The sequence below is a fragment of the Streptomyces sp. NPDC059897 genome (genome assembly GCF_042730865.1).
Taxonomy (GTDB): domain Bacteria; phylum Actinomycetota; class Actinomycetes; order Streptomycetales; family Streptomycetaceae; genus Streptomyces.
In genome coordinates, this window is the sequence record NZ_JBHWKQ010000004.1 from 203,672 (window position 1) to 230,125 (window position 26,454).

Here is a 26,454-nt window from a genome sequence, read left to right on the forward strand (position 1 = left end):
GCGCGGCGGTACGCCTCACACGTTCCGCTCCTCCAGCCGGTGCGGGTGGGCCGGGTAGACACCGAGCACGCGGACCTCGGACGAGAAGAACCGCAGCTCCTGGAGGGCGAGCTCGACACGTGGCTCGTCGGGGTGGCCCTCGATCTCGACGTAGAAGCAGCTCGGGTTGAGGCCCGCGCCCATCTGATAGCTCTCGATCTTGGTGAGGTTCACCGCGCTGCTGGCGAAGCCGCCCAGCGCCTTGTAAAGGGCGCTCGGGATATTGCGGACGGCGAAGAACAGGCTCGTCATCGTCGGCCCGCCCGAGACGGGGGCGAAATCGGCGTCACGGGACAGCACGACGAACCGCGTGGTGTTGGCCGGGTCGTCCTCGACGCCCGCCTGCAACACCTCGAGACCGTAGTGCCCGGCCGCGGCCGGCGGAGCGAGCGCCGCGTGCCGGGGGTCGTTCAGCTCCGCCACCTCGCGGGCCGCGCCCGCCGTGTCGTCACTGACCCGGGTGCGCCAGCCGCCCGCGCGCACGACCTTCCGGCACTGCCCGAGGGCGTGCACATGGCTGCGGACACACTCCACTTGACCGAGCGAGGTCCCGGGCACACCCATGAGGTCGAAGCGGATGGCGTGGAAGTACTCGCCGACGACGAACAGGCCCGACTCCGGCAGCAGATGGTGCACATCGGCGACGCGGCCCGCCGTGGAGTTGTCCACGGGGATCACCGCCAGGTCCGCGTCGCCCGCCGTCACCGCGTCCAGCGCCTGCTCGAAGCCGACGCAGGGCAGCTCCGTGCACCCCGGGAACAACGTCTGGGCAACGGTCGCCGAGTTGGAGGCGTGCTCGCCTTGGTACGCGATGCTGGTCACAGGGGGTCACTTTCGGTGCGGTGGTCGTCGTGGCTGTCGGCGTTGGTGTTGGTGTTGGCGTCGATCATTGGATTCAACAAGAGATCCGGCCGCCGGGGCGGCGGTGTTCAGGGGTTGAGAAGGCCGCGGGCGCTTCAGCGCACTCCATAACGCGCCTCGATCCCCGCGACGATCAGCTGGAGCCCCTCCTCGAACCGCTCGTCGTACGCCGCGAACAGCTGGTCCCCCGCGGCCGCGGCCAGCGGGTAGTCGGCGAGGCTCTCGGCGCGCTCGGCGAGGCCCACGAGCGGCTCGTCCCGCGTCGGCCCGGTAAGCATGCCCTGCTCCTCGGTGACGAAGCCGAGCGTGTACATGCTCGCCGTGCTGCTCGCCCAAGCGGCCTGTTCGGCGGTGAATCCGGCGTCGATGAGCAGCCGCAGATGCGCCTCGAGCTCCGGACCGTGGTCCGTGCCCGTGAATCGCGATCCGCTGAAGACCTTCGCCCCGTCGCGATACCGCAGGAGCATGGCTCGCAGATGGCGGTTGGCCTGCAACAGATGCTCCCGCCAGCCCCCCGCCGGTTCGTAGGCGACCGAGGCTCCGCCCGCCTCCGTCATCCGCCGGAACATCACGGTCGCCATCTCGTCCAGCAGCGCCTGCTTGTTCTTGAAGTGCCAGTACAGGGCGGGGGCCTGCACGTTCAGCTGCTTGGCGATGGCGCGCAGCGTCAGCCCTTCGAGGCCGACGTCGTTCAGCACGTCGAGGGCGGTGTCGGCGACGTGGGCCTTGTCGAGCTTGGCTTTGGAGGGCTTGGCCTTGGCGGGGCCGGTCTTGGCGGACCCGGCCTTGGCGGGCCCGGTCTTCGCGAGATCGGCCTGGTCGGGCCCCGCGATCGGCTTCTCGTTCGGCTTCTTCTTCTCGGACACGCTTGACAGTTTAACGCCGTTAAGGCGATGCTCGACACATCGGAACTTAACGACGTTAAGGAGTGGGCGATGGTGGACGCGGAGCAGAACACGGGGGCAGGGGCACAGGCCGCCGAGTCGACGGAGGTGCTGACGGAGGTACTGATCGTGGGGGCGGGCCCGACGGGACTCGCGCTCGCGGTGGACCTGGCGCGGCGCGGCACGCGGGCACTGCTGGTCGAGCGGGCGGACGAGCTGTTCCCCGGATCACGGGGCAAGGGCCTCCAGCCCCGCACGCAGGAGGTGATGTACGACCTCGGAATCCTCGACGCCATCCACGCGGCGGGCACGCGGTATCCGACGATGCGGGTGTGGGAGGACGACAGGCCGGGCGAGGAGTGGGACATGATGGAGCGCTCCGAGCCGACCGAGCAGATCCCGTACGCGGAGGGCTGGTTGATACCCCAGGCCCGCACGCAGGAAGTGCTGCACGCGCGGCTGCGGGAGCTGGGCGGCGAGGTCCGCTTCGGCGCGCCGTTGAGCGGCCTCACGCAGGACGGGGACTCGGTGACGGCGACCTTCGAGGACGGCTCGACGGTGCACGCCCACTACGTGGTGGCGGCGGACGGCGGCCGCTCCACGGTCCGCAGGTTGCTGGGCATCGGCATGACCGGGGAGACCGTCGACCCGAAGCCGATGCTGGTGGCGGACGTGCGGCTCACGGCCGACGCCCCACTCCCGGACACGCACTGGCACGTGTGGCCGAAGGCGGAGGACGGCTTGGTGGCGTTCTGCCCGCTGCCGCCGGACCCGGCGCGGGAGGGCCGCCTCTTCCAACTGGCGGCGCAGTACGCGGACGAGTCCGCGACCCCTGACGTGTCGCCCGACGGGGTGACCAAGCTCCTGGCGAGCCGCACCGTACTGTCCCCGGAACACATCGCCGAGGTGCCGTGGGCCTCGGACTTCAAGGCACGGGCGGCGCTCGCGGACCGCTTCCGGGCGGGCCGGGTCTTCCTCGCGGGCGACGCGGCGCACGTCCACTCCCCCGCAGGGGGCCAGGGCCTGAACACCAGCGTGCAGGACGCGTACAACCTGGGCTGGAAGCTGGCGGCGGTCCTCGCCGGCGCCCCTGCCCGGCTCCTGGACACGTACGAGGAGGAGCGGAGGCCCGTGGCCGCCGGGATCCTCGGCCTCAGCACCCGGATCCACCACGCGAACACGGAGGGCCGGCCCACGAGGCGGGGCGGGGAGATGCGCCAACTGGGCATCGGCTACCGCGAATCACCGCTGACCCGCGAAACGCGGCCCGACCTCCCGGACGACGCCCTGCGGGCGGGCGACCGGGCACCGGACGGGCGGCGGGGCGGGGTGCGCCTCTTCGACCTGTTCCGGGGCCCGCACTGGACACTGCTGGCGGTGGGCCCCGCGCCGGAACTCCCACTACTGGACGACGACTTCATACGCTCCGCCCGCATCCCCGCCTACGAGGCGTACGGCCCGGGCCTGTTCCTGATCCGCCCGGACGGCTATGTGGCGTGGGCCGGGGAGACGGCGGAGGGGGTGGAGGAGTATCTGGCGGAGTGGGGGCCGACGGGTGCCACCGCCGCCCCGGGTGGCGACTCGACCCAAACTCCGTGACGCGCCCCGAACCCTGTGACGCGCCCCGCACCTCCGTGACGCGATCCGGCACACTGGAGGCCCATCGCTCCGTCCGTCCGGTCACGTCGTCGCGCCCGGCCGGACACCCGGCCCCCGAAGGAGCCCCCGCGTGAAGCGCCCCACCGCCCGCGACGTCGCCCAGCTCGCCGGCGTCTCGCGTGCAGCCGTGTCGTTCGTCTTCAGCGGGCGGGCCGAGGGGAATCTGTCGGCCCGGACGCAGCAGCGCATCAAGGAGGCGGCGGACGCGCTCGGCTACCGGCCCGACGAGGTGGCGCGGTCGCTGCGCGCGCGGCGCACGGGTGTGATCGGGATGCTCAGCGACTCGATCGCGACCAGCCCGTTCGCCGGACGCATGGTGCTCGGCGCGATGGAGGCGGCCCGGGCGCGCGGACACCAGGTGCTGCTGATGGAGTCGGGCAGCGACAGCGCGGCGGAGGCCGAGGCGGTCGCCGAACTGCGGGCGCGCCGGGTCGACGGGTTCGTCTACGCGGCCATGGACCTGAACGCGACGGACGTTCCCGAGGGCCTGGACCCGTCCCGCACGGTGCTCGCCAACTGCCTTGCCCGCAAGGAGGGGACGTACGCCGCCGTGGTCACGGACGAGCGGGCCGGCGGGCGCAGCGCGGTCGACGTACTGCTCGCGGCGGGGCACCGGAACATCGCCCTGGTGGGCGGGCCCGAAGGAAACATCGCCGCCGACGACCGCGCGCTCGGCTTCGCCGACGGACTGCGCGCGGCCGGTGTGCCGGTCCGCAAGCGGCGGCTGCTGCGGGTCGGCTGGCAGATCGACGAGGGGTACGCGGCCGCGCTGCGACTGTTGGACTCGGCGAAGGCGCCGACGGCAGTGGTGTGCGCCAACGACCGGGTGGCGACCGGGGTGTTGCTGGCCGCGGCTCGGCTGGGGATCTCCGTTCCCGAGCGCCTCTCGGTGGTCGGGTACGACGACCAGGACCAGATGGCCGCACACCTGGTCCCGGCCCTCACGACCGTGGCGCTGCCGCATCACGCGATGGGCGCGACGGCGGTGGACACGCTGCTCGACGCGGTGGAGTCGGGCGAGCCGGTCGAGCCGGGGCGCGTGCGACGCCTGGAGTGCCCGGTCGTCGCACGCGCATCGGTGGCGGCCCCCGCCGACTCCTGAGGCCCCCGCCATCTCGGGGTCACGGAGTCACGTGGGCCATTTCGGCCACGTGGATCACGTGGATCACGTGGATCACGGATGTTCCCAGGCCGTCGCGTCGACGTCCGCGTCGCCCTGTGTCACCGACACCTGCCAGGTGCCCCGCGGCGCCGGATACACCTTCTCCGTGAGGGCGACCCGCTCGTCCCACACCGCCTCCACGAGCGGTCCGTCGACCAGGACACGCAGTCGGCCGCCGACGCCGGTCGGGCCGGTACCGGTGACCGTGTTGGTGCGGGGCCGTGGGCGTGTGGCGGTGGCGGGAGCGGCGGTGCGGTCCAGTGTGAGCGTGCCGCGGGTGGGGTTGACCCGCAGCGTGAGGGTGGCGCCCAGCTGCACCGTCACCTCGGTGTCCGGTTCCTGGGCGCGGACGTCGGCCTGGATCTCGTACGCGGGTGGCAGCGGCTCGCCGGGAGGCAGTTCGTGGCCGCGCAGGGCGGTCAGTTCGCGGGCGAAGGTGTGCCGCAGGGTGCCGTCGGGGTGCAGGCCGAGCTCGCGGGGGTGGGTGAGGCAGCCGGCCCAGCCCGCCGCGACGGACTCCGCCTCGGTGCGGGACTCCCAGCTCCAGCCCCACATCAGCGTCCGGTCGGGCTCGACGAGTGTCGTGGGGGCGTAGAAGTCCCGCCCATGGTCGAGGAGTCCGCCGCTCTCGGGCACGAAGCGCAGTCCGTCGCCGTGCGGGGCGAGGGTGCCGGTGAGGTGAGTGGCGGTGTGGGTGACACCGTCCGCCCACAGGGACACCACGAGCGTCCAGCGCCCCTCGCCCACGGGGAAGAGGGCGGGGCACTCCCAAGCGGTGGCCGGCATCGCGTGCCGGGCGGCGGCCGGTTCAGCGGCGTCGAGGAGTGAACCGGCGTACTCCCAGGGCGAGTCGAGAGTGTCGTCGGCGATCCGGTAGAGCAGGACGTCGGGCCGGGGGTCCGTGCCCCGGTGCCCCGCGCCCACCAGGGCCCAGCGGTGGCCCTCGAAGGTGAAGAGGTAGGGGTCGCGGAACGCGAGCAGATCGAGACCCGGCGGCGGACCGTCGACGACGGGGCGAGGCAGCACATCGAACCGGGTGAGCCGATGGCCGGCGGCGCGGGCCAGCATGACACTGCCGATGCCGTCGTCGCGGTTCATACCCGTGTAGACAGCGGTGGGGACACCGTGGTCGACGACCGCGCAGCCGGACCAGGCACCGAGCCGGTCGGGCCGCCCCGGTCCGGGGGCGAGGGCGACGCCGTGATCGTCCCAACGGACCAGGTCGGGGCTGGAGGCGTGCCCCCAGTGGATGTCTCCCCACACCGCGGCGTGCGGGTTGTGCTGGAAGAACAGGTGGTAGCGACCGTCGTGGTGCAGCGGCCCGTTGGGGTCGTTGCACCAGTTTCCCGCGGCGGGCCGGACGTGGTGGCGCGGCGCCGAGCGGTCGGCGGCGGGCGTACTGGGAGCGTGCGGGGCGAGGTGCGTGGCGTGCGGCATGCGGCGTGACTCCTCGACGTCGTGAAGGGGGAGCAAGGGGTGCGTGACTGCGTTTCGCGGGACGTGGAGAAGGCCGGCGGCCACTCGCGTACGCCCTGCGCAGCGCAACCTAACACGTGATAGCTTCACGGCTCCCCGAGTCGGCACACCCCGTCGCGAGCCCCGGACACCGCGAGCGCAGGGGCACCCGCTCGACCCCAACTCCATGAAGGGAGACGGCCCTTGATCGTCGTCACCGGTGAGGCACTGATCGACCTCGTCCCGCAGCCCGGCCCCGCAGGGGCCCTCGCCGCCCTCTCCCCCAAGCGGGGCGGCGGCCCGTACAACACGGCCGTGGCGCTCGGACGGCTCGGCGAGGGCGCCGCGTTCCTGTCCCGTGTCTCGCGCGACCCGTTCGGCGAGGAACTCCTGACCGGGCTGCGCGCTGCGGGCGTCGACGTGTCGCACGTGCAGCGGGGCACGGAGCCCACGTCGCTGGCGGTGGCCTCGGTCGGCCCCGACGGGTCGGCCGGCTACTCCTTCTACGTCGAGGGCACCGCCGACCGAATGTTCAGCGCACCCGCCCAACTCCCGCGCGGGACACGGGCGGTGTCGTTCGGCACCTGCTCACTGGTCCTGGAACCGGGCGCGAGCGCGTACGAGGAGCTGCTGCACCGCGCCCACGCGGACGGGCTGTGCACCGCTCTCGATCCGAACATCCGGCCCGGCCTGATCCCGGACCCCGCCGCCTACCGGGCGCACTTCCGCTCCTGGCTGCCGAGCACCACGCTCGTGAAACTGTCCGACGACGACAGCCGCTGGCTCGGCGGCGACCCCGCCTCCTGGCTCGCGCACGGCCCTTCGGCCGTCGTCCTCACCCGCGGCGCGGCGGGCCTGACCGCCTTCACGCACGCGGGAGAGGTCACCGTGCCCGGGGTGCCGGTGGCCGTGGCGGACACCATCGGCGCGGGCGACACCGTCAACGCCGCGCTGCTCCACCGCCTCTCCGCCCACGGCGCGCTGAACGGACGGGCGATGGCGGCGCTGGGCGAGGCGCAGTGGCGGGACGTCCTCGGGTTCGCGGCGCGGGCGGCCGCGGTGACGGTGTCACGGGCGGGCGCCGAGCCGCCGTATGCCCACGAACTTGGCTGAACCGTCGGGCAGTTGACCGGGCCCGCTGCCGCGCGGACCCGGTTCACCCAAGCCCGAACTCCCGGATCTCCAGCGCGCCGAAGACGGCCGGCCCGCCTGATGCGTACAGCGCGACCCGGTCGTCGCCGGGCAGGCCGAACACCTGGTGGGTGTGGACGTGGCGGCCGTCCCCCACGAACACCTCCACCGTCGTGCGGTCCACCAGGATGCGCAGCGCCAGCTTGCCGGCGGCCGCGTCGACCGGGGTGTGCGTCTCGCGGGTGCCACCGGGATACAGCGTGCTGCCACGGTTCACGTACGCGTAGCCGCCCGCGACGTACACACCGACGTCCACGTGCCGGGTGCCGCCCGGGGCCTTGCGGAGCTGGAGGCCTACGTTCTCCGTCTCGCCGGGGGTCCAGCGCAGTTCGGCGCGGATCTCGTAGGCGGTACCGGTGAAGTCGAGCGGCTTCGTTCCGTCGACGCGTACGTCACCGAGAGCGGTGGTGTCGGTGACGTACGCGTCCAGGGCCGGGGTGGGCCGCGAGGTCAGGAAGTAGGTGCCGTCGCCCGCCCGTTGGAGGGTGATCTCGCGGGTGACGGAGTCGGTTCCGTTGAAGCCGTCGGCGACGAGCGTGGGGGTGTTGTGCGGGTACTCCCAGCTGTTGGTCCAGGCGAAGGCATACCGGGCCGCCGGGTCCACCGTTCCGTCGGCCGATCTCTTCTCGCAGGTCACCGCCGCGTACCAGTCGGGGCCGTGGTCCAGCCACCGGGGCGCGTCCGCGTCGGCGGTGAACGTGTCGCCGTCGAAGTCACCGGTCCAGTACGCGTACGTGGCGGGCAGGCCGCTCGACGTGCCGTTGGCGCTCGCGGCGAGCACCCAGTGCCAGGTGTCGTCGGCGGCCTGGATGCGGAACAGGTCGGGGCATTCGAGGGTGCCGTAGCCGTCGCGGACGAACCCACTGCGGTACGTCCAGGACTTGAGGTCGTCGGAGGTGTAGAGCCCGATCTTGTTGCGCTCGGCGAGGGCGAGGACCCAGCGGTCACGGTCTGTGTCGCGGACCACCTTGGGGTCGCGGAAGTCCTTGACGCCCGGGTTGGGCAGGACCGGCTGGGTGCCGTGCGGGCGGAAGGTGCGGCCGGAGTCGGTGGAGTACCAGAGGTACTGGGCCTGGGAGTTGGCGGCGGCGTCGGACTCCATCGTCACGAGGGCGATCACGGCCCCCGCGCCGAAGCCCGCCGTGTTGCCCTCGTCGACGACGGCGCTGCCCGACCATGCGTCGCCCGCGGAGGTGGTGTCCTTGGGCAGGGCGACACCCCGGTCCGTGTAGCGCACCAGGTCGGGCGAGGTGGCGAGCCGCCAGGAGGTGCCTTCGGCGCCGGTGATGTAGTCGGCGTTGTAGAGCGTGAAGTACGCGTAGGCGCCGTCGACCCAGATGGGGCGCTGCGGGTCGTTCTTCCAGTTGTCCGGGATCGTGTAGTGGTACGCGGCGCGGTAACTTCCCAGCGCCGCTGCCGACTTGGGTCTCGCGGGGGCCGCGGAGGCAGATGCGGGCAGGGCCAGTGTGCCGCCCAGGGCCGAGGCCCCGAGGAGTGCGGCTCGGCGGGTGACGGGTCGGGGCGCCATGGTCGGGCCTTTCGGTCGGAGCGGAGGGCCATGCCACCACATGCAGCCCTCTCGGACGAGCTTGAACCTAACTCGTGCTAGGTCAAGTCCCGCAAGGGGTTCGGGGGATCCGAAAAAACCTCGGGCCACCCTCTTGACGCGACCCGTCCGCCGCTTTCATCATCCCGGGGTCACCTCAACTATCACGAGTTAGGTCGGACTTGATGTTCCCCACTGCCACGGGACGGCGGCCATGACCACACCCGCACCACCCCCGGCCCCACGCCGCGGCGCCCCCGGCCGCCGCACACTCCTGCGCGCCGGCGGTTACGGCCTCGCCGCGGCCGGACTCGCCTCCACCGCCGCGAGCTGGGACCGGCTCACGGCCTCCGACATCCCGGGCCGCGACGGGTCCATGCTCACCGTCGCGATCCTCGGCTCCGCGATCGACCCGAACCAACAGAGCGTGCTGGTCGAGGACTTCCACCGGTTGCACCCCGGCATCAAGGTCCGGCTGCTCGCCGTGCAGGCCACCGACTGGAACGACTTCTTCGCCAAGATCCTCACCCAGATCGCCGCGGGCAGCGCCCCCGACGTGGTGTACGTCGCCACCGAGGGCGTGCAGCTCTTCGCCGACCGGCTCGGCCTCGCCCTCGACGACCGGGTCCGCCGGGACGCCGGTGAACTGCGGGAGTTCTTCGCCGACGTCCACCCCTCGCTCGTCGAGTCGATGATGTACGAGGGGTCGCTGTATCAGCTCCCCGTCGAGTTCAACGCCGCGGACATGTACCTCAGCAAGAAGGTCCTCGCCCGCACGGGCGCCGAACTCCCGCCCACCGACTGGACCCGCGACGACTTCACCGCGCTGCTTCGCGACATGAAGCGCGCGGGCGGCCGCGGCTTCACCCCGTTCTTCTGGACCAACCGCCTGTGGGGCGGCGTGGTGCCATGGCTCTTCGCGAACGGCACCAACGTCCTTGCCGAGTCCAAGGCGCCCGGCGGCGACTGGCTCTGGAACACCTTCTACGACCCCAAGATGCGCCGCGGCCGGGGCGGCGGCTTCCGCTGGACCACCCCGCAGGCGCTCGACACGCGCGTGGAGGAGGTCTACGAGTACCTGGCCTCGCTCGTCCGGGACGGCCTGTGCTCGCGCCCCGAAGGCGGCAGCGGCACCAACCTGATCGGCGCGTTCTCCACCGGCCGCGTCGGCGCCACCCCCGCAGGTGGCTTCTGGGCTGGCGGGCTGAGCACGGCGGGCGTGCGCAGGGACGCGTACGACACCCAGTTCTTCCCGCGCTGGCGTACCCAGCGCCACCAGTACGGCGCCGCCGGGTACGCGATCCTGCGCACCTCGAAGCGGCAGGACGAGGCGTGGGAGTTCGTGAAGTACTCGGTCCGCAGGGACGTGATGACACGGCTCTTCCAGGCGAACCAGACCACTCCCGCCCGCCGCTCCATGGTGAACGCCGAGCGGTACGCCAAGACGGGCCCGGCCCACTGGGAAGTCTTCTACGACACCCTCGATCACTTCCCCACCACCGGCCCGATCCCGGCCCCGCCGCAGGTCGCCGCCGTCGACCTCGCCCTGACCAAGCACACCGCGACCGCCCTCGGCAGCCGTCGCGGCGTCAAACCGGCGCTGCGGGCGCTGCAACGGGACCTGGAGCGAGCCATGGAGCGTGACGTATGAGCGGCACCCAGAGCCCGTCCGCCGCCACGGGCGCGAGCCGGGCCGCGCGGGTCACCGCCTGGCTGTTCCTCGCGCCGACCATGCTCGGTGTGCTCGTCTTCACCGTGGTGCCGATCGTCGGATCGGTGGTCCTGTCCTTCTTCCACTGGGACGTCATCGACCGCCCGACGTACGCCGGTGTCTCCAACTACAGCGAGCTGACCGCCGACACCTCGATCCTCACGGCCTTCCGCAACACACTGCTCTTCATGGTGTTCGCCGTGACACTTCAGCTCGCGGTCGCGCTCGTCCTCGCGCTGGCGTTGCAGGGGCGGATGCCGCGCTGGATCCAACAGGCCCTGCGCTCCGCGTTCTTCTTTCCGCTCGTGCTGTCGGCGGCGTCCATCTCGGTCGTCATGAAGTACCTGTTCAACCAGGACTTCGGCGTCGTCAACTGGCTGCTCGGGCAGGTCGGCGCCGCCCCCGTGCCCTGGCTCACCTCCGAGGGCTGGGCGATGGCCGCGGTGGTCCTCGTCTACGTATGGCAGCAGTTCGGCTTCTCCTTCCTGCTCTTCGTCGGCGGCCTCGCCAACATCCCGCGCGAGCTGCACGAGGCGGCGGCGATGGACGGCGCGACGGGCCTGCGCAAGCACCTGCGGATCACCATCCCGCTGCTCTCCCCCACGCTGCTGGTGGCCTCCGTCGTCGGTGTCATCAACGCGTTGCAGGTCTTCGAGCAGCCGTACGTGCTCACCGACGGCGGGCCCGGCGACGCGACACGCACCGCGGTGATGGTGCTGTACCAGACCGCCTTCGAGCAGCTGCGGTTCGGGGAGGCGTCGGCGGTGGGTGTGGTGCTGTTCGCGCTGATCCTCGCCGTCACCGCGCTGCAGTTCCGCCTCAGCCGCCGTTTCGTGCACTACCAGTGAGAGGCCTTCCCACCATGACCGCAGTGTCGTACTCCTCTACTTCCCCGAGCGCGCCGGAGCGGCTGCGCGAGCGGGTCGGCTCGCTGACCGTGCGGCGACTCGGCACGGTGGCGCGCGTCGCGGGACTGCTCGTCGTCGCGCTGCTCACCATCGGTCCCGTGGTGTGGACGGTGTCCACGTCGCTGCGCTCGCCGGCCGAGTCCTTCGACCTGCCGCCGCAGCTGATCCCGGCCGACGGCACCCTCTCGGCGTACCGGCAGGTCTTCGGACAGCTCGACGTGTGGCTGCTCGCGCTCAACTCCGCGCTGGTGACCGGCCTCATCGCCGTCGGACAGATGCTCACGGCGGGCCTTGCCGGCTACGCGTTCGCCCTCCTCGACTTCCGTTTCAAGCGGCCGCTGTTCGGCCTGGTCCTCGCCACGATGATGGTGCCGGTGCAGGTCACGATCGTGCCGGTGTTCCTGATCCTGAAGGGCATGGGGCTCACGGACACGCTCCTCGCCCTCATCGTGCCGGCGGTTCCGACCGCGTTCGGAACGTTCCTGATGCGCCAGTACTTCCTGACGATGCCGAAGGAGCTGGGCGAGGCCGCCATGATCGACGGAGCGAGCCCGTGGCGGGTCTTCCGCTCGGTGTACGCACCGCTGGCGACACCGGGTCTCGCCATCGTCGGCGTACTGGCCTTCAACTACCACTGGAACGAATTCTTCCGCCCGTTGATCCTGGAGACCAGCAACCAGAACTTCACGATGCCGCTGGGCCTGGTCTCCCTCCAGGGGAACCTCGGCACGGGGTCGATCTCCGTGGTCCTGGCGGGGGTCGTCCTGTCGATGATCCCGGCGGTGGTGGTGTTCGTGATCGGGCAGCGGCCGTTGCGGGAGGGGATCACGTCGTCGGGGCTGAAGGGCTGAGCGCCGGTCGGTTCAAGTCGCTGCTGTACCGCCGGCTCTGGTCGCGGGCCGCGCCCGGGGAGAACTCGTAGCCGGTGAAGTCGGCGATGTGGACGTATCCGATGCGCTGGTAGAGGGCGTTGCTGGTGGGGTTGGCCGGGTCCGCGAACAGGACGACGTCCGTCGCACCCGAGGTCAGCGCCGCCCTGCTGGCCGCGACCGTCACGGCGCCCGCGTAGCCGTGGCCCCGGAGGTGGGCGGGGGTGTAGACGGGGTCCACCCGAACCATCCCCCCGACCATCGATGTCGTGGCCGCCATGGAGACGGGAGTGCCGTCGGAGTCCTCCCAGAACGTGAAGTGTCTGTCGCCGAAGCGCGAGTCGTCCCAGGAGCCGGCGTCGATCAAGTCGATGGAGCGCTGCTCCCCGACGTCGACGCAGAACTCACGACACCAGCGCACGACTTGTTCGCGGTCGCTCTCACCCGTCACGCGGCCCCGGCCCGCCGGGGTCCGCCGGGGCGGGGTGAGCGTGCCAAGACGATAGAGATGTGTCTGCCAGACAGGGGTGTGCGCTGCGCCTGTGTGCCGCTGCCATGCCTCCGCGAAAGCGGTGGCGGTGTCGTGGTCTGCGATGACGCCGGACGGGGAGTGGCCGAGGCCTGCCAGGTGAGCGACGAGGATGTCGACCCGCTCGGCGGAGAGCGGGGTGACCCACAGGTGTCCGCGCGGCCTGCGATAGAAGACGGCGCAGACTTCGCCCGCTGACTCCAGCAGGCCGAAGATGCCTCCTTCGCCCGCCTGCGCGTCAGCCCCGCACGTCCGCAGCTTCTCGATGTCCGTCAGTGGCGTGTTGTGCATCGCGGGCCGCGAGCGCAGGAAGTCTCCGGCTCGGGCGAGGAAGTCGTCGACGTCGTCGGTGAGTTGCCAGTTGTCCGTGAGCATGGTTCATGGTCCCGGATGTGCGTGACTTGCAGGAGTGCCCGGTCGCCACGGTGATGAATTCCCGGTCGGCCGGGGGCGATACGCAGGGCCGGACCGTCCCGCAGTCAGCGCTCTCGCCGCACCGAGGTCGTCTCGACCCCCACGGGGCTGCCGTGCGCGTCGACAGGGCGTACTTCGGGGAGCGGAAGGCCGCTCTCATCAACGAGCACCGAGTGCGTTTCACCTGGCGCGAAGGCGTGTCGCTCACCCCACTGCCGTGCGGCGACGATGACGGCGAAGAGGTCACGGCCCGCCTCCGTGAGGACATAGTTCTGCCGCCGCCCCGTCGGAGCGGTCCGCCGGTCGAGGATCCCTCGTTCGACCAGGCGCCGTAGGCGGTCGGTGAGGATGTTCCGCGCGATCCCCGTGCGCTGCTGGAAGTCGGTGAACGCCCGCGCGCCGTCCATCGCGTCGCGAACGATCAGCAGGCTCCATCGGTCTCCGACCAGGTCGAGCGTGCGCGCGACGGGACAGTCGGGGTCGGTCCAGGACATCCCCTCGGCATGGGGCGCTGCGCCAGCCATCACTCCTCCTGAAGAGTTGCGGATCAAAACCATTCTGCCGTACCTTCAATTTGGTTGCGATTTGCTACTTATCGAGAGGTGAGTCGGTGAGCCTTACGCATGGCCGCAGGGTGCTGTTCGCGGTGATCTGCGCGGTCGCGGTAGCGACGATCTACGTGGCGCAGCCCGTCCTGACGCAGATCGGCAAGGACCTCGGACTGCCGGAGGCCGACCTGGGACGGATCGTCACCGCCGGGCAACTCGGCTACCCGATCGGCCTGGTCCTGCTTGTCCCGCTGGGCGACATGTTCGACCGGCGCAAGCTCATCGCCGTACACCTCCTCCTTGCCGCGGCCGGCACGGCCCTGACCGCGGTCGCGGGTCAGGTGTGGCTGCTGCTTGCAGGGCTGGCCCTCGCCGGGCTGTTCGCGGTCGTCGTCCAGACCACGGTCGCCTTCGCCGCCGACCTGTCCGCGGCGGCGGAACGCGGCCGCACCCTCGGCGCCGTGACCTCCGGCGTCATCATCGGCATCCTCGGAGCACGGGTACTCGCGGGAAGCCTCGCCGCACTCTGGGGATGGCGAAGCATCTACGTCACCCTCGCGGGGCTCCTCCTCGTGCTGGCCTGCCTCGTGCTCAAGCTCCTGCCGGCCGATCCGCGCGGCGAACGTGCCTCGTACGGCGCGGTACTGATCTCCTTCGGCCGCCTGTTCCGTGAGGGACTGTTCGTCTCGCGTGGACTGATCGCGTTCTTCCTGTTCGCTTCCTTCGGCGTGCTGTGGAGCGGCCTGTCCCTGCCGCTCGCAGCCGAGCCATGGCATCTGAGCACGGCTCAGGTCGGCCTCTTCGGGATCGCCGGACTCGCCGGGGCGTTGGGCGCCTCCCGGGCCGGGCTGGGGGCCGACACCGGCCACTCCTCTGTCATCACGGGTGGCGCGCTTGTACTCCTGGCCGCTTCGTGGCTGGCGACCGGACAGGCGTCCTGGTCGCTCTGGCCGGTCGTCGTCGGTGTGGTCGTCCTCGACTTCGCTGTGCAGGCGGTACACGTCAGCAATCAACACATACTGACGGCCGCATACGCGCGGCACACGAGCAGCGTCATCGGCGGCTACATGCTCTTCTACTCCCTCGGCTCAGCCGTCGGAGCAATCGGCACCACCGCGATCTACTCGGCCGCGGGGTGGGCCGGATCCAGCCTTCTCGGCGCCGCCTTCGCCCTCTGCGCACTGGCGGTCTGGGCGGCGACCCGACGGGCGCCGCAGACGTCGCCGACGTTCGGGCCTGCTACGGACGGACGGTGACTACCGGTCACCGAGCCGCGTCGCCGCCGCGGCCACCGCGTCCGGGTCCGGGTCCGGGTCCGTGAGGGCCTCGCGCAGATAGGCCTCGGGGGCGGCGCCGGTGCGCTACCGTCCGAACAACCGACTGCGGGCCACGAACGGGAGGCACCCCATGTTGCAGCAGGTCGCGGACGGAGTGCTGGTCCACCGGAGCGAGTTGCTCCAGAACAACACCGTTGTCGTGCAGGGCACGGACGGCGTGCTGCTCGTCGACCCCGGGATCACGGACGCCGAACTGACCTGCCTGGCGAACGACCTTCGCAAGCACGGATGGCCCGTAACGGCCGGCTTCGCGACGCACCCCGACTGGGATCACGCGCTCTGGCACACCGACTTGGGCGAAGCACCCCGCTACGGGACGGCCCGCTGCGCGCGGTTCCTGGACGACCTTCTGTCCCACCCGGACTGGAAGCCCCGACTCGCCGCGGGCCTGCCACCGGAAATCGCCGAGGAAACCCCACTGGACCTCTTCGGCCGCATCACGCCCCTGCCCACCGGAACCACACGGATCCCCTGGTCAGGCCCCGAACTCCGCATCATCGAACACCCGGCCCACGCCCCGGGCCACGCCGCGCTGCTGCTGGAACAGAGCGGGGTCCTCGTCGCGGGCGACATGCTCTCCGACGTCCTGATCCCCATGCTCGACGATTCCGCCACACCGATCGAGGACTACCTCATCGGCCTGCGGCGCCTCGAGGACGCGGCGGACGGCGTCGACGTCGTGATCCCCGGCCACGGGTCCGTCGGCAGCGGCGACGAGGTCCGGACACGGATCGACCAGGACCGCGCGTACGTACACGCCCTGCGGGACGGCCACACCCCCAAGGACCCCCGCCTCGGCGCGTCCGCGAGGCCCGGCTGGGAGTGGGTGAACGACATCCACGAGGGACAGGCGGAGAGCGTCGCCCGGCGAAAAGGGGCCGGCGGAACGAGTGGGTAGGTCTTGCGGGACAGGCCAGTTGCAGACACCGGAGCGGCACAGCGCGCTCGCCGCGGTCTCCCCCGCTCGCGTCAGGCCGTCGGGTCCCAGAGCCCGTCGGCCTCACCACGGGCAAGGTGCTCGGTGTAGACGCCGACCTTCCACGCGATGACGGACCGGCACTCCTCCAGCGCCTGGATCTGTGTGTCGACGCGCTGCCGGTGGGCGTCGAGCAACTGCAGCCGTTCCGCCTCGTTGCCCGGACCACGGCGTACCAATTCGGCGAAGTGCTTGAGGTCCGCGAGCGGCATGCCGGATTCGCGGAGCTTGACGCAGATGAGCAGCCAGTCGACATCGAGCGAGGTGTAGCGCCGCCGCCCGCCCGATGTGCGCTGGACCGGCCCGACGAGCAGGCCCTCGCGCTCGTAGTAGCGCAGGGCGTGCACGCTCAGCCCGGTCCGCTCCGCCACCTCACCAATGCTCAGCGACGGCGCGGCGGCCTCGGTGTTCGTCATGCCGCTCCCACCTGGACTTGATCTAGACCTCGCTCTAGATCGTAGCGTCCGCGACATGACCACTACTGAACAGCAGCCGCTCGGCTCGCCCTTCTCCACCTCCACCACCGCTGAGGCTGTCATGGCCGGCCTCGATCTCTCCGGAACGACTGCCGTGGTGACCGGGGGCTACTCCGGCCTCGGGCTGGAGACCACGAGGGCGCTGACGGACGGCGGAGCCCGCGTCATCGTTCCCGCTCGCCGCCCCGACGTCGCCCGTGCCGCTCTTGAGGGGGTGGAGAACTGCGAGGTCGTCCCCATGGACCTGGCCGACATCACCGGCGTACGCGCAGCCTCCGCGCAGATCAGCGCCCGGTTCGACCGGCTCGACCTCCTGATGGCCGTCGCAGGCGTCATGGCCACCCCGGAGCGGCGCGTCGGGCCCGGCTGGGAAGGGCAGTTCGCCGTCAACCACTTCGGGCACTTCACGCTCGCCTGTGAGCTCTACCCGCTCCTGGCTGCCGCCGGTGGCGCGCGCGTCGTCGTCAACAGCTCGGCGGGCCACACCCTCACCGGCATCCGCTGGCACGACCCTCACTTCCGTACCGGTTACGACGAGTGGCTGGCCTACGGCCAGGCCAAGACCGCCAACGCACTCTTCGCCGTGCACCTCGACGCCTTCGGGAAGGACGACGGCATCCGGGCGTTCGCCCTCCACCCCGGCAAGATCATCACTGGTCTTCAGCGGGAGATGACGCTCCAGGCCCAGATCGACCGCGGCTGGGTGGACGAACACGGCACGGTCGTCGGCGACGGTTTCAAGACCCCGTCCCAGGGAGCCGCCACCGGCCTGTGGGCCGCCACGTCCCCGCTTCTCGACGGCCGGGGCGGTCTCTACCTGGAGGACTGCGACATCACCCGCGTCTCCGCGCCCGACGCGCCCATGGACGACGGCGGCGTCCGCGCGTACGCCATCGACCCCGACCAGGCGGCCCGGCTCTGGTCGATGTCACTCGCCGCGACCGGCGCCACACCGGTCCCCCGATGACCCCACACCCTGCACTTGCCTCGCCCCCCCTCCTGCTCACGAGCCCCTCCGGAGGAGCCGGTCACGCGCGGCAGCCGGCGTCACGTCGGTGTCGGCGCTCCATGAACAGACGTCCGGCCAGGGGTCAGGCAGGTTCGCGTTCACCCTGTTCATGGCCCGGCATGCCCCAGCGACCGCGTATCGGGCCCGATGATCTGCGCCATGTGTTTCCTGATGCTCAGGACCACCGACCGGTCGGCGATGCGGGAGTCCGGGAGGGCCGAGCCGAGGGCCATCTCGAAGCGGTTCACGTCGGCCATCTTGCGCAGCCACACCGCGAGGATCAGGTTGTAGCGGCTCGGTGAGGTGAAGGCGAGGCGGACCTCGGGCACGGTCGCGAGTGACGTGCGGACCGTCTCGATGGTGCGGGCGGACGCCTCGACGAAGTACCAGGTGTAGATGGGCCAGCCGGAGACCTCGCGGGCGAGGTCGGTGCGGAAGTGCAGCTCGCCGTTGCGCCGCAGCGTCGCCAGGGCGTCCGCGACCCGCTGCGGCGAGAAGCCGTGCTTCTCGGCGATGTCCGTGACCGGGACACGGCCGTCGCGCCACACCTCCGCCTCGATGGCCTCCCTCAGGTCGTCGGCCACCAGGCGTGCCGCACGGGCGCGGGGTCCGCGGGGCGGGCGCACGCGCGCGGCCTCCTCCGAAGTCAGCGCGCGCAGACGCCAGTTCGCCGCGTCGACGAGAACCTCGTTGACGGGGTGGGTGCGCACGCTGCGCAGTCCCTTCATCTCGCCCAGGCCCCGCAGCGCGTAGTCCGAGAGCGTGGCGAGATCGTCGAAGGAGACGATCGCGAGCAGATCCCGGGCCCCCGAGCAGCAGTCGAGTACCCACACGGCGGGATCACGCGCGAGTTCACGCGCGGTCGCCTCGCTCTGGGCGGGCTCGCACTCGATCTCGATCAGGGCGAGCTGTCGGCGCGGGCGGAAGCCGGTGACCCAGGCGATGCCGTCGTCGCGCAGCCTGCTCCACCTGCGGCCCAGCGTCGCCGCGTCCACCCCCACCACCGGCGCCAGATCCGTCCAGCCGGCACGGGGTTCGATCTGCAGGGCGTGGATGAGGCGCTCATCCGTGGGAGCGAGCATATTTTCCTGTGCCCGAGTGCTCACTTCCGCAGTTTATCTGCACATTCCCCGGTCGACCTCACTGTACGGATCACACTGCACGCCACCAGAAATCCGAGCGTGAAGGACCGACGACGTTGACGAACACGACCTCCCCCCGTACCCCCGAACGCCTCGCGACGACGACGGACGCGAAGCGGCGCGCCGAGGCCGAGGTGGCCCGTCGCCGCGCGCAGCTCCTGGAGCTGAGCCACGCGCTGCACGCCGACCCCGAGCTGTCCTGGCAGGAGCACCGTTCGGCCGCGCGCGTGGCACGGGTCCTCGATGAGGCGGGCTTCGCCGTCGAGGTGGGGGCGTACGGGGTGGAGACGGCGATCGAGGCCGTGTACGGGACCGGTGACCTCACCGTGGCGATCTGCGCGGAGTACGACGCCCTGCCGGGGATCGGCCACGCCTGCGGCCACAACGTGATCGCCGCGGCGGGCGTCGGGGCCGCGCTCGCGCTGGCTCCGGTGGCGGACGAGGCGGGGCTCCGGATCAAGCTGCTCGGCACGCCCGCGGAGGAGCACGGCGGGGGCAAGGTCCCCATGCTCGTCGCGGGCGCGTGGGAGGACGTGGACGTCTCGATGATGGTCCACGGCATGACCGGCGGCGACCGGCCCGCGGACGCCTTCCGGTCCACCGCCGTCGACCGTTTCGAGGTGACCTTCAGCGGCCGTACCGCGCACGCCGCGGCGGCCCCGCAGCAGGGCATCAACGCCGGCGCCGCCGCAACCCTGTCCCTCACCGCCATCGGCCTGCTGCGCCAGCACCTGCCGAGTGACACCAACCTCAACGCGTTCGTGTCCCTGGGCGGCGAGGCCACGAACATCATCCCGGACCGCGCCACGGTGCAGGTGGAGATCCGCGCCTACGAGCTGGACGACTGGCGCGACATGAAGAAGCGCGTCCTCGCATGCTTCGAGGGCTCCGCCATCTCGACGGGGTGCACCTGGGAGTGGGCGCCGACGGAGCACCCGTACGCCCCCATGTCACCGGACTACACCCTCTGCGCACTGTGGGACGACAACCTGAGCGCCCGCGGCCGGACCATCGAGGGCGCCCCGTCGGCCGGTGGGGGTTCCACCGACATGGGCAATGTGTCGCAGGTCGTCCCCAGCATCCACCCCATGATCGCCTTCCTCGGCGAGGACAGTGTGCCGCACAACCCGGACTTCGCCGCCGCGGCCGCCACCCCCGCGGCCGACGACGCGGTGGTCGACGGTGCCGTGGCGCTCGCCTGGACCGCGCTCGACGTCGCACTCGACGACGAGCTGCGCGCCGAATTCCGCCGCCGCACCGCCGAGCGTCCGGCAGGGTCCACCCGGATCGCCTTCGAGGCATGAGCCCGGCCCCTTCCCCACCGCGACCGATCCCCTCCTCACCGCGACCGTGCGCCTGCCAGCCAGGAGAGACCGAATGAACACCAACTCCCGCACCCCGGATGCCTCTACGGGCGCTTCCGGGGCGAGCACAACACACGGGACACACCCCACAACACACGACGATGACGCCCCCGCCGCCACCCCCACCGTCAGACTCACCCTGCGCAGCACCCGCCTGTGGCTCCTGATCGGGCTCGCCGCGGTATTCGCGGCGGCCGCCCAGGCGGTCGGCCCGATCGTCGTCCCCATCGGTGCCGCGGCGGTCACGCTCCTGCCGATGATCTGGGGCCTGCTGGCCGGTGCCTTCGCGTCCGGCCAGCGGATCAGGCCGCTCCCCGTCGACCTGCAACAAGCCGCCAACGTCGTCATGGGCATCGCGGTCCTCGTGCTCGGCGCCCGGCTGGCGTTCACCATCGGCCCCAGCATCCCGATGCTCCTGGACGCCGGACCCGCGCTGCTCCTCCAGGAGGTGGGGCACCTGTTCGGCACGATCCTGGTCGCCCTCCCCCTCGCCGTACTCCTGCGCATGGGGCCCGCGACGATCGGCGCCACCTTCTCCATCGACCGCGAGACATCCTTCGCGATGGTGAGCGAGCGCTACGGTTCCGACTCCCCGCAGTACCGCGGCGTGCTGTCGATGTACGTGTACGGCACGATTTTCGGCGCGCTCGTCGTCAGCCTGGTGGCCTCGCTGGCCGCCTCCCTCGGGATCTTCGATCCCCGCGCGCTCGCCATGGGCGCGGGCGTCGGCTCGTCGTCGATGATGGCCGCGGGCGCCGCCTCGATCGTCGCGGCCCACCCCGAACTCGCCGACCAGGCCGTCGCGTTGGCCTCCACGTCAAATCTGATCACCAGCGTGCTCGGCCTGTACATCGGCGTGTGGGTGTCCCTGCCGCTGGCGGACCGCTGCTACCGCCTGCTCACCGGGAACCGTGAGACCGACCCGAAGCCGAAGACCGAGTCGGCGCCGGAGCCACAGAGCACGACCGCCACCGCCCCGACCACGACGCAGGTACCGCTCTGGACCACGACGGCCATCGTCGCCGGAATCGGCCTCCTGGTCGCGGCCGTCGCGGCGCACCGCTTCTCCTGGTCGATGCTCGCCTGCTACGCGGTCCTCAGCACGCTCGTCCTGGCCGGTCTCGGCGCCGCCCGTGTCACGCGCGGCCGACTGCCCGCGGTCGTCGTCGTGATCACGCTCGGCGCGCTGCTCACCTCCCCCATGTCCCCGGCCGCCGACTGGCTGGCCGAGGTCGGCGAGAGCGTGGACATCCTGACGGTCATCACGACGCTCCTGACCATCGCCGGCCTGAGCCTCGGCAAGGACCTCCCGATGCTGCGCAAGATCGGCTGGCGGATCATCCCCGTGGGCACGACAGCGATCATCGCCTCCTTCACCCTGTCGACCGTCGCGGCGGAGTTCGCGCTGGGGTTGTGGGGGTGAGGGCAGGGGCTCCGCAGGTACCGGCGTACGCCGCATGTGCTCAGGGAGCCGAGGAGGCCAGGTAGGTACGCATGCAGGTGATCTCGACCTGCCTCGCCGTGAACTCGAGAAGTGAGCCGGGACCGCGCGCGGCGAAGTTCACCCCTCCGTCGGTGCCGGAAGACGTCAGCACGGGCTCCGGCGCCGGAGCCGACCACCCCGAGAAACGCAGTTCCTCGACCGAGTTGAACCGCAGGTGGAACTCGAAGGTGTTGAAGTCCGTTGCCTGCCATTCAGGCAGGGGGCGGGCGGGGAGGTACGAGGTGTCGAAACCCAGCGTCACGGAGTCTCCGCGTTCGTCGAGGTGGACGTAGAAGAGGTCGCAGCGGCTCAGCTCGGGCGGCGCGTCATAAAGGTCCGTCATGAGGCGGGGATCGGTGAGCAGTTGGATCCAGTCGCCCTGGCTGTCCTGCCCGTCACCGTGCATAGAAGGCCTTTTCGTGAGTGCCCGGGAGCGTCGAGAAGAGGCGGGCGTCGAGCTTGCTCAGGAAGTGATGAGGAACCTCGTCGGATGCGTCCGGCGTGGCCCGGAAGGCGCTGATGTGACGGATGGCCACCGACTCATGGCCGCGGAACCGGAGCGCGAGCCCGGCCCCTTGGACGGATACGTCAATCATGCGTGCCTGCTCCGTGGGCGCAGTGCTCAGTCGAGCCCACGTCGGTGGATTCCATGCCTGCAGTTCGAGACGTTCGACGGCTCCGAAGTGAATGTGGCACTGCACCACGTCGCACTCGCTCGCCACCCACTCCTCGGGCGGGTGCGCGGGAAATTCGGGCAGGTCGACGCGGAGTACGAGCGAAGGGCCCCATCGGTTCACGTTGACCGAACGGAGCCGGAATTCGTCCAGCCTCGGGAAGTCGCCGTAGAGCCGGCGAAGCGGTTCGGGGTCCACCGGGACCAGTGGAGCAGTCATGGCGCCAGCGCCTTTCGGGTACGGGGCAACACCTCTCGGCGGCCGGCGCCCAGTTGGCCCCGGCCGCCGCACCCGGCACCTTACGAGTTGCCGGACACCTTCACCCCGCGGATCCGGCCCGCGTTGTCGAAGGAGCCGAAGCCGATTCGGCCGTCGCCGGGGCGGGTGCTGACCGCTGTCATCAAGGGGTGGGGTGAGCCGTCCATGTAGACCGCTGTCTCGCCGGTGTCGCCGCAGCGCACGACCGAGACTTGGTGCCACGCCGCGTCGCTGATCGCCGGTGGGGCGCCGGTGGTGCCGTTCCACTGGTCCTCCACCCGGAGCCGGTCGGCGTCGTCCACCGTGAAGACGCCGTTGTGCGGGTAGATGGAGTTGTCCTGGGAGAGGTGTGCGTAGCCGAAGCGGGTGTCCGACTCGTGGCCGAGGACGACGATCACGTCCCGGTTGTCGACGTCGGTCGGGGTGTCGATGCGGACTTCGGCGTCGACGCGGACGTTGCGGTAGGCAGGGCCTGCGGTGAGTACCGCGTACTCGTACGGGCGGCGGGGGCCGGGGCGTTCGACGCCCGGCTCGGTCATTACCGCCTCGCCGTCCTTGAACTGCCATTTCGAGGGGGTGACAGGTGCCCAGTTCTCCTCGGACATGACGTTGGAGAGGGTGGTGCCGCTCGTGTCGCAGCTCGCGAACGTGCGCGTGCCCGTCACCTTCCAGATCTTTCCGTTGGCCTTGGAGAGGATGTAGAGCTCGCCCTCCGCGTCCTGCCCGAAGCGCAGGTCGACGCGCTTGTCGCCGGCGAGTTGCTGCATGGTGACCCGCTTGCCGGACTTCGCGTCGTAGACCATCAGGCTGTGCAGCCGCGCCAGGCGCTGCTGCGTGCCGGGCTTCGCGCGGCGCATGTCGGCGGTGTCCGAGTAGAGGAGTCGGCCGTCGACGATGTCACCGAAGATGTACTTGCCCTGCAGTCCGTGCAGGTCGTGGCCGCGGTAGACGTAGCCGCCGGAGATGCCGACGCCGACGTCGGACTTGCAGTTCCAGTCGGCCGGCGGGTCGTGGTCGTAGGCGGCGACGGGGTAGGTGTAGCCGTATTTCGCGTCGTCGGCGGGCAGCGGGAGGATCTTGGCGCAGGGGTCGGTGGCCTTCTTGTCGAAGACGAAGGCGCCCTCGCGTTCGCTCCAGCCGTAGTTGTCTCCGGCCTGCACCTCGTAGACGGACTCGATGGCGTGCTCGCCTACGTGGGAGAGGAACATGCGGTGGCTGCCGCGGGGGTCCCAGCTGAAGCGGTGCGGGTCGCGCATGCCGATCGCGTAGATCTCGCCGAGGGCCCCGGTCTCGTCGACGAACGGGTTGGCGGGCGGGATGCCGTACTCGCCGTTCGCGCTGTCGTGGCCGCGCGGGTCGATGCGCAGGAGCTTTCCGTGCGGGAGGGCGCGGTTCTGCGGGTCGCCGGTGGAGTTGCCCTTGCCGCCGTCGCCGACCGCGATGTACAGGAGCCCGTAGTCGGCGTCGCCGGGCTTGGCCGTCGGGTTGAAGTCGATCTGCTGGACGCCGTGGACCTGGCCGTTGAAGCCGATGCGGAGCAGTTCGCGGTGGGTGCCGGAGAAAGTGGGGGCACTCGGGTCGTCGGCGATCCACTCGGTGACGATGCCGTGGAAGCCGTTGCCGCTCGGCTGGTCGAAGTCCGGCTTGGCGTCTGTCAGTTCGGGCTTCTCGGTGTGGACGGTGTAGAAGCGGCCGTTGTGCCGGAAGTCCGGGTCGAAGGTGACGTAGCCGAAGCCGGTGCCCAGGCCCCGGCTGGCGTAGTACGCGGAGGAGAACTCCTTGTACAGGTCCAGGTAGGGGCGCTGCCCGGAGCCGTCCTTGTTCAGGGAGTAGAACATGCCGTTCTGGTCCGCGACGGCGAGGCGGTTCGAGCCGTCGGGGAACGGTGTCAGGTAGTTGATGCGGTTGTGTCGGATCAGCCGGTCGTCCTCGACCGGTCCGGGGCGCGGCTCGGACTTCGGGAGCTGGGCGAACTCCTCCACTTCCAGGCCGAGTCCGGAGGTGACCGGCTTGCCGGGAATGGGGTCGGTGACGGCGGCGGACGCGGCGTCGACGGGCGCCTCGGCCGCGCCCGCCGAAGCGGTCGCCGCCACTGGTGCCGCCACCGGCGCCGCCGTGAGTGTCGCGGCGACCAGGGCGCCGGTGAGGAGTCGGACGAGGAGTGGTCTCCTGCGTGGCCGGACGTGCGGGGCCGATGGGGTCAAGACGGGTCCCTTCGTGTGGGGGTGCGGAAGGTGCGCTCGGCGGCGGCGAGAACGGACGAGTGGATCACGACGCGGGGCGTCCTCCGGTGCGGCGGTACTCGGCCATGACCTGGCCAGGGGTCGCGGCACGGTCCGTGAACAGCAGGTCGTCCATGCGGCAGTTGCAGGGGTTGGCCTCGCGCATGTTCTGCGGGAAACTCCCGCCGATCTTGATGCCGCGCGGGTCGGTCGGCGACGCGCGGTCGGGCTCCGGCTCTCCGGCGAGCGCCCACGGGTCGTCGTCGCGCACGTAACTGCCGGGCAGGGCACGCCCGTTGCGGTACAGCGCCATCTCGCCCGTGTCGAAGTCGAACGTCGCGGCCAGATGCACCCACTGACCGTCCGGCAGGTGGGTGCGCCAGTCGCCGTCCGCCGCGAAGGTCTGGGACGCGGCGCCATCCACGCGACGCCCCAGGGCCACGAGCCGCAACTCGCCGTCTACGTCGATGAGTTCGAGCAGGGCGCGCACGTCGTGCCCGTTGGAGTCCCCGGTGAGGAGGCCCGACAGGCCGATGGCGTTGTAGCGGTCGGCGGGGTCGGCCGAACCCGAATTCGGGCTCGGGTTCTGCCCGGTGGTGCGGAACCAGCCCATCACGGTGGCCTGGCGCGCCCCGTTGAACGCGTGCAGGGAGGCCGCGCCACCCGGCTCGTACACACCTGCCTTCCAGTCGTCGTTGCCCGCCGCCTCCGGGGCGACCTGCCGGGTCTGCAGGACGTGGCCGCGCCGCGGGTCGGAGTCGTCGCGCACGCGCATCGCCGCGCCGCCGTTGACGAGCGACAGGGTGGTACCGGACGGCCCCACGTCGCGTTCACGCGTGGCGTCCGCGGGGTCCGGATGCTCGAAGTCGTAGCCCGCGACCAGGCTCCCCCGGACGCCCACCCCGGTGATCGAGGCCCCGGCATCCGGCACGGACGCGCCCGCGGGCGGGGTGACGAGCGCGGCGGCGAGCAGAGCCGCCCCCGCGGCCGTCGCGAGGGGCCACGATCTCGCTCTCAGGTGCGGCGACCTCGCCCTTAAGGGTCTGCGCGGGCGTGACGGCGTGACTGCGCGAGGCGTCATGTCCCCTCCCGGGAGCAAGCGGTGAAAGCGCTTCCTATGTGATACCTGGTGCAACGTACAAACATCGGGAGCCTGCGACAAGGGTGCGGACAACGTTGTCGAAACTCCCTCCTGGGAACGGCTCCGCCGGGCGGCGGGCCCCGGTCCCGCCCCCGGTGCCTCCCACGCCTCACCGGGGCGGGACTGGCTCAGTCCTGCTGCTCGACAATGCCCTTCAGCACGCTCGTCGCTCCCATGCCGTTGGGCCAACCGGCGTAGAACGCCAGCTGCAGCAGCGCCTCCTGCAGCTCCTCGCCGGTGACGCCGTTCTGGCGGGCGAAGCCGAGGTGGAACTGCAGCTGCTCCATCTTCCCGAGCGCGGTCAGCGCGGCGACGGTGACCAGGCTGCGGTCCCGCTTGGACAGGCCCTCGCGCTCCCAGACCTCGTCAAAGAGCACCCTGTCGGTGTAATGCACCATCCCCGGAGCGAAGTCGCCGAAGGCGTTCTTTCCGCCGGTCCAGCCGGTGCCCGTGTTCTCAGCCATGGTGTCTCCCTGTCCGTGTCGACGTGCGTCCGTGTGCGTCCGTCGATCTCTGTAGGTGCGAGGCCCATGACATCGCCGCGCCTGCCGGGCGAGGGAGTCCCCGGTGAGGGGCGTACTGACAGGGCATCCCTC

General features: G+C 71.0%; 24 protein-coding genes. 11 read left to right on the plus strand and 13 right to left on the minus strand.

From position 1 onward, the window contains the following. Nucleotides 1–15: 15 nt before the first annotated feature. Together ACFV9W_RS06960 and ACFV9W_RS06965 are read right to left on the minus strand one after the other, a co-directional pair. Nucleotides 16–861, minus strand: a complete 846-nt coding sequence (locus ACFV9W_RS06960; RefSeq protein ID WP_385756354.1) for a prephenate dehydratase — start codon at nucleotides 859–861, stop codon at nucleotides 16–18. Nucleotides 862–995: 134 nt separating this feature from the next. Further along, nucleotides 996–1,766: a TetR/AcrR family transcriptional regulator C-terminal domain-containing protein gene (locus tag ACFV9W_RS06965; protein ID WP_385756356.1), complete on the minus strand. Its 771-nt coding sequence runs from the start codon at nucleotides 1,764–1,766 to the stop codon at nucleotides 996–998. 69 nt (nucleotides 1,767–1,835) lie between these two features. Between ACFV9W_RS06965 and ACFV9W_RS06970 the strand changes: the two genes are divergently transcribed. After that, the gene (locus ACFV9W_RS06970) at nucleotides 1,836–3,383 is read left to right on the plus strand and encodes an FAD-dependent monooxygenase (protein ID WP_385756358.1); all 1,548 of its coding nucleotides are present in this window, start codon (nucleotides 1,836–1,838) and stop codon (nucleotides 3,381–3,383) included. A 130-nt stretch (nucleotides 3,384–3,513) separates the two neighbouring features. Next, nucleotides 3,514–4,545 (plus strand): LacI family DNA-binding transcriptional regulator, encoded by a 1,032-nt coding sequence (locus tag ACFV9W_RS06975; protein ID WP_385756359.1) that lies wholly within the window; start codon nucleotides 3,514–3,516, stop codon nucleotides 4,543–4,545. Nucleotides 4,546–4,617: 72 nt separating this feature from the next. Here the strand turns inward: ACFV9W_RS06975 and ACFV9W_RS06980 are convergent, their stop codons facing one another. After that, nucleotides 4,618–6,042, minus strand: coding sequence for a glycoside hydrolase family 32 protein (locus tag ACFV9W_RS06980; RefSeq protein WP_385756361.1), 1,425 nt, complete (start codon nucleotides 6,040–6,042; stop codon nucleotides 4,618–4,620). A gap of 222 nt (nucleotides 6,043–6,264) precedes the next feature. Between ACFV9W_RS06980 and ACFV9W_RS06985 the strand changes: the two genes are divergently transcribed. Beyond that, nucleotides 6,265–7,173 carry a carbohydrate kinase gene (locus ACFV9W_RS06985; RefSeq protein WP_385756363.1) on the plus strand — a complete coding sequence of 303 codons (909 nt, stop codon included), beginning with the start codon at nucleotides 6,265–6,267 and terminating at the stop codon, nucleotides 7,171–7,173. 43 nt (nucleotides 7,174–7,216) lie between these two features. Here the strand turns inward: ACFV9W_RS06985 and ACFV9W_RS06990 are convergent, their stop codons facing one another. Further along, nucleotides 7,217–8,779 carry a glycoside hydrolase family 32 protein gene (locus ACFV9W_RS06990; RefSeq protein ID WP_385756365.1) on the minus strand — a complete coding sequence of 521 codons (1,563 nt, stop codon included), beginning with the start codon at nucleotides 8,777–8,779 and terminating at the stop codon, nucleotides 7,217–7,219. Between the two features lie 232 nt (nucleotides 8,780–9,011). Here ACFV9W_RS06990 and ACFV9W_RS06995 point away from each other — a divergent pair, with 232 nt between their 5' ends. From ACFV9W_RS06995 to ACFV9W_RS07005, 3 genes are read left to right on the plus strand one after another with little or no spacing between them, the layout of a single operon-like run. Next, nucleotides 9,012–10,448 carry an extracellular solute-binding protein gene (locus tag ACFV9W_RS06995; protein WP_385756367.1) on the plus strand — a complete coding sequence of 479 codons (1,437 nt, stop codon included), beginning with the start codon at nucleotides 9,012–9,014 and terminating at the stop codon, nucleotides 10,446–10,448. Next, nucleotides 10,445–11,356 carry a carbohydrate ABC transporter permease gene (locus ACFV9W_RS07000; RefSeq protein WP_385756370.1) on the plus strand — a complete coding sequence of 304 codons (912 nt, stop codon included), beginning with the start codon at nucleotides 10,445–10,447 and terminating at the stop codon, nucleotides 11,354–11,356. Before ACFV9W_RS06995 ends, ACFV9W_RS07000 begins: the two co-directional genes overlap by 4 nt. A gap of 14 nt (nucleotides 11,357–11,370) precedes the next feature. Further along, entirely contained in the window at nucleotides 11,371–12,267 is an 897-nt protein-coding gene (locus ACFV9W_RS07005; protein ID WP_385756372.1) for a carbohydrate ABC transporter permease, read from the plus strand. Here the strand turns inward: ACFV9W_RS07005 and ACFV9W_RS07010 are convergent. Both ACFV9W_RS07010 and ACFV9W_RS07015 read right to left on the minus strand, forming a co-directional pair. Further along, nucleotides 12,242–13,189 carry a GNAT family N-acetyltransferase gene (locus ACFV9W_RS07010; RefSeq protein ID WP_385756374.1) on the minus strand — a complete coding sequence of 316 codons (948 nt, stop codon included), beginning with the start codon at nucleotides 13,187–13,189 and terminating at the stop codon, nucleotides 12,242–12,244. The two genes, ACFV9W_RS07005 and ACFV9W_RS07010, sit on opposite strands and share 26 nt — an antisense overlap. 104 nt (nucleotides 13,190–13,293) lie before the next feature. Beyond that, nucleotides 13,294–13,752, minus strand: coding sequence for a winged helix-turn-helix transcriptional regulator (locus ACFV9W_RS07015; RefSeq protein WP_385756376.1), 459 nt, complete (start codon nucleotides 13,750–13,752; stop codon nucleotides 13,294–13,296). Nucleotides 13,753–13,838: 86 nt separating this feature from the next. On the opposite strand from ACFV9W_RS07015, the gene ACFV9W_RS07020 reads away from it, so the two are divergent. Further along, nucleotides 13,839–15,032, plus strand: a complete 1,194-nt coding sequence (locus tag ACFV9W_RS07020) for an MFS transporter (protein WP_385756378.1) — start codon at nucleotides 13,839–13,841, stop codon at nucleotides 15,030–15,032. Between the two features lie 151 nt (nucleotides 15,033–15,183). Continuing rightward, complete coding sequence (locus ACFV9W_RS07025; RefSeq protein ID WP_385756380.1) at nucleotides 15,184–16,011, plus strand: MBL fold metallo-hydrolase; 828 nt, start codon at nucleotides 15,184–15,186, stop codon at nucleotides 16,009–16,011. A gap of 71 nt (nucleotides 16,012–16,082) precedes the next feature. Here ACFV9W_RS07025 and ACFV9W_RS07030 read toward each other — a convergent pair whose 3' ends face one another. Beyond that, the gene (locus ACFV9W_RS07030) at nucleotides 16,083–16,505 is read right to left on the minus strand and encodes a MerR family transcriptional regulator (RefSeq protein WP_385756382.1); all 423 of its coding nucleotides are present in this window, start codon (nucleotides 16,503–16,505) and stop codon (nucleotides 16,083–16,085) included. Between the two features lie 55 nt (nucleotides 16,506–16,560). Between ACFV9W_RS07030 and ACFV9W_RS07035 the strand changes: the two genes are divergently transcribed. Beyond that, a complete protein-coding gene (locus ACFV9W_RS07035; protein ID WP_385756384.1) occupies nucleotides 16,561–17,532 on the plus strand; it encodes an SDR family NAD(P)-dependent oxidoreductase in 972 nt (323 codons plus the stop codon). Nucleotides 17,533–17,681: 149 nt separating this feature from the next. On the opposite strand, the gene ACFV9W_RS07040 is transcribed toward ACFV9W_RS07035, so the two are convergent. Beyond that, nucleotides 17,682–18,656 (minus strand): Lrp/AsnC family transcriptional regulator, encoded by a 975-nt coding sequence (locus ACFV9W_RS07040; RefSeq protein WP_385756386.1) that lies wholly within the window; start codon nucleotides 18,654–18,656, stop codon nucleotides 17,682–17,684. Between the two features lie 116 nt (nucleotides 18,657–18,772). On the opposite strand from ACFV9W_RS07040, the gene ACFV9W_RS07045 reads away from it, so the two are divergent. Continuing rightward, the gene (locus ACFV9W_RS07045; RefSeq protein ID WP_385756388.1) at nucleotides 18,773–20,020 is read left to right on the plus strand and encodes an amidohydrolase; all 1,248 of its coding nucleotides are present in this window, start codon (nucleotides 18,773–18,775) and stop codon (nucleotides 20,018–20,020) included. Between the two features lie 73 nt (nucleotides 20,021–20,093). Beyond that, the gene (locus tag ACFV9W_RS07050) at nucleotides 20,094–21,503 is read left to right on the plus strand and encodes a DUF3100 domain-containing protein (protein ID WP_385756390.1); all 1,410 of its coding nucleotides are present in this window, start codon (nucleotides 20,094–20,096) and stop codon (nucleotides 21,501–21,503) included. A 40-nt stretch (nucleotides 21,504–21,543) separates the two neighbouring features. Here the strand turns inward: ACFV9W_RS07050 and ACFV9W_RS07055 are convergent, their stop codons facing one another. The 5 genes from ACFV9W_RS07055 to ACFV9W_RS07075 form a co-directional block, all read right to left on the minus strand. After that, nucleotides 21,544–21,969: an Imm50 family immunity protein gene (locus ACFV9W_RS07055; protein ID WP_385756391.1), complete on the minus strand. Its 426-nt coding sequence runs from the start codon at nucleotides 21,967–21,969 to the stop codon at nucleotides 21,544–21,546. Continuing rightward, complete coding sequence (locus ACFV9W_RS07060; RefSeq protein WP_385756392.1) at nucleotides 21,959–22,456, minus strand: Imm50 family immunity protein; 498 nt, start codon at nucleotides 22,454–22,456, stop codon at nucleotides 21,959–21,961. The genes ACFV9W_RS07055 and ACFV9W_RS07060 overlap by 11 nt, the downstream gene beginning before the upstream one ends. An 80-nt stretch (nucleotides 22,457–22,536) precedes the next feature. Beyond that, complete coding sequence (locus ACFV9W_RS07065) at nucleotides 22,537–24,699, minus strand: PQQ-dependent sugar dehydrogenase (RefSeq protein WP_385756394.1); 2,163 nt, start codon at nucleotides 24,697–24,699, stop codon at nucleotides 22,537–22,539. A 64-nt stretch (nucleotides 24,700–24,763) separates the two neighbouring features. After that, the gene (locus tag ACFV9W_RS07070; protein WP_385756396.1) at nucleotides 24,764–25,648 is read right to left on the minus strand and encodes a hypothetical protein; all 885 of its coding nucleotides are present in this window, start codon (nucleotides 25,646–25,648) and stop codon (nucleotides 24,764–24,766) included. Between the two features lie 338 nt (nucleotides 25,649–25,986). Next, nucleotides 25,987–26,322, minus strand: a complete 336-nt coding sequence (locus ACFV9W_RS07075; RefSeq protein ID WP_385756397.1) for a carboxymuconolactone decarboxylase family protein — start codon at nucleotides 26,320–26,322, stop codon at nucleotides 25,987–25,989. Nucleotides 26,323–26,454 lie beyond the last annotated feature (132 nt).

Bases quoted from the DNA above. Each gene is read 5' to 3' on its own strand.
- ACFV9W_RS06970 (WP_385756358.1), top strand. From the start codon at position 1,836: ATGGTGGACGCGGAGCAGAACACGGGGGCAGGGGCACAGGCCGCCGAG.
- ACFV9W_RS06980 (WP_385756361.1), bottom strand. From the start codon at position 6,042: ATGCCGCACGCCACGCACCTCGCCCCGCACGCTCCCAGTACGCCCGCC.
- ACFV9W_RS06990 (WP_385756365.1), bottom strand. From the start codon at position 8,779: ATGGCGCCCCGACCCGTCACCCGCCGAGCCGCACTCCTCGGGGCCTCG.
- ACFV9W_RS06995 (WP_385756367.1), top strand. From the start codon at position 9,012: ATGACCACACCCGCACCACCCCCGGCCCCACGCCGCGGCGCCCCCGGC.
- ACFV9W_RS07000 (WP_385756370.1), top strand. From the start codon at position 10,445: ATGAGCGGCACCCAGAGCCCGTCCGCCGCCACGGGCGCGAGCCGGGCC.
- ACFV9W_RS07005 (WP_385756372.1), top strand. From the start codon at position 11,371: ATGACCGCAGTGTCGTACTCCTCTACTTCCCCGAGCGCGCCGGAGCGG.
- ACFV9W_RS07010 (WP_385756374.1), bottom strand. From the start codon at position 13,189: ATGCTCACGGACAACTGGCAACTCACCGACGACGTCGACGACTTCCTC.
- ACFV9W_RS07015 (WP_385756376.1), bottom strand. From the start codon at position 13,752: ATGGCTGGCGCAGCGCCCCATGCCGAGGGGATGTCCTGGACCGACCCC.
- ACFV9W_RS07025 (WP_385756380.1), top strand. From the start codon at position 15,184: ATGTTGCAGCAGGTCGCGGACGGAGTGCTGGTCCACCGGAGCGAGTTG.
- ACFV9W_RS07030 (WP_385756382.1), bottom strand. From the start codon at position 16,505: ATGACGAACACCGAGGCCGCCGCGCCGTCGCTGAGCATTGGTGAGGTG.
- ACFV9W_RS07035 (WP_385756384.1), top strand. From the start codon at position 16,561: ATGACCACTACTGAACAGCAGCCGCTCGGCTCGCCCTTCTCCACCTCC.
- ACFV9W_RS07040 (WP_385756386.1), bottom strand. From the start codon at position 18,656: ATGCTCGCTCCCACGGATGAGCGCCTCATCCACGCCCTGCAGATCGAA.
- ACFV9W_RS07050 (WP_385756390.1), top strand. From the start codon at position 20,094: ATGAACACCAACTCCCGCACCCCGGATGCCTCTACGGGCGCTTCCGGG.
- ACFV9W_RS07055 (WP_385756391.1), bottom strand. From the start codon at position 21,969: ATGCACGGTGACGGGCAGGACAGCCAGGGCGACTGGATCCAACTGCTC.
- ACFV9W_RS07060 (WP_385756392.1), bottom strand. From the start codon at position 22,456: ATGACTGCTCCACTGGTCCCGGTGGACCCCGAACCGCTTCGCCGGCTC.
- ACFV9W_RS07075 (WP_385756397.1), bottom strand. From the start codon at position 26,322: ATGGCTGAGAACACGGGCACCGGCTGGACCGGCGGAAAGAACGCCTTC.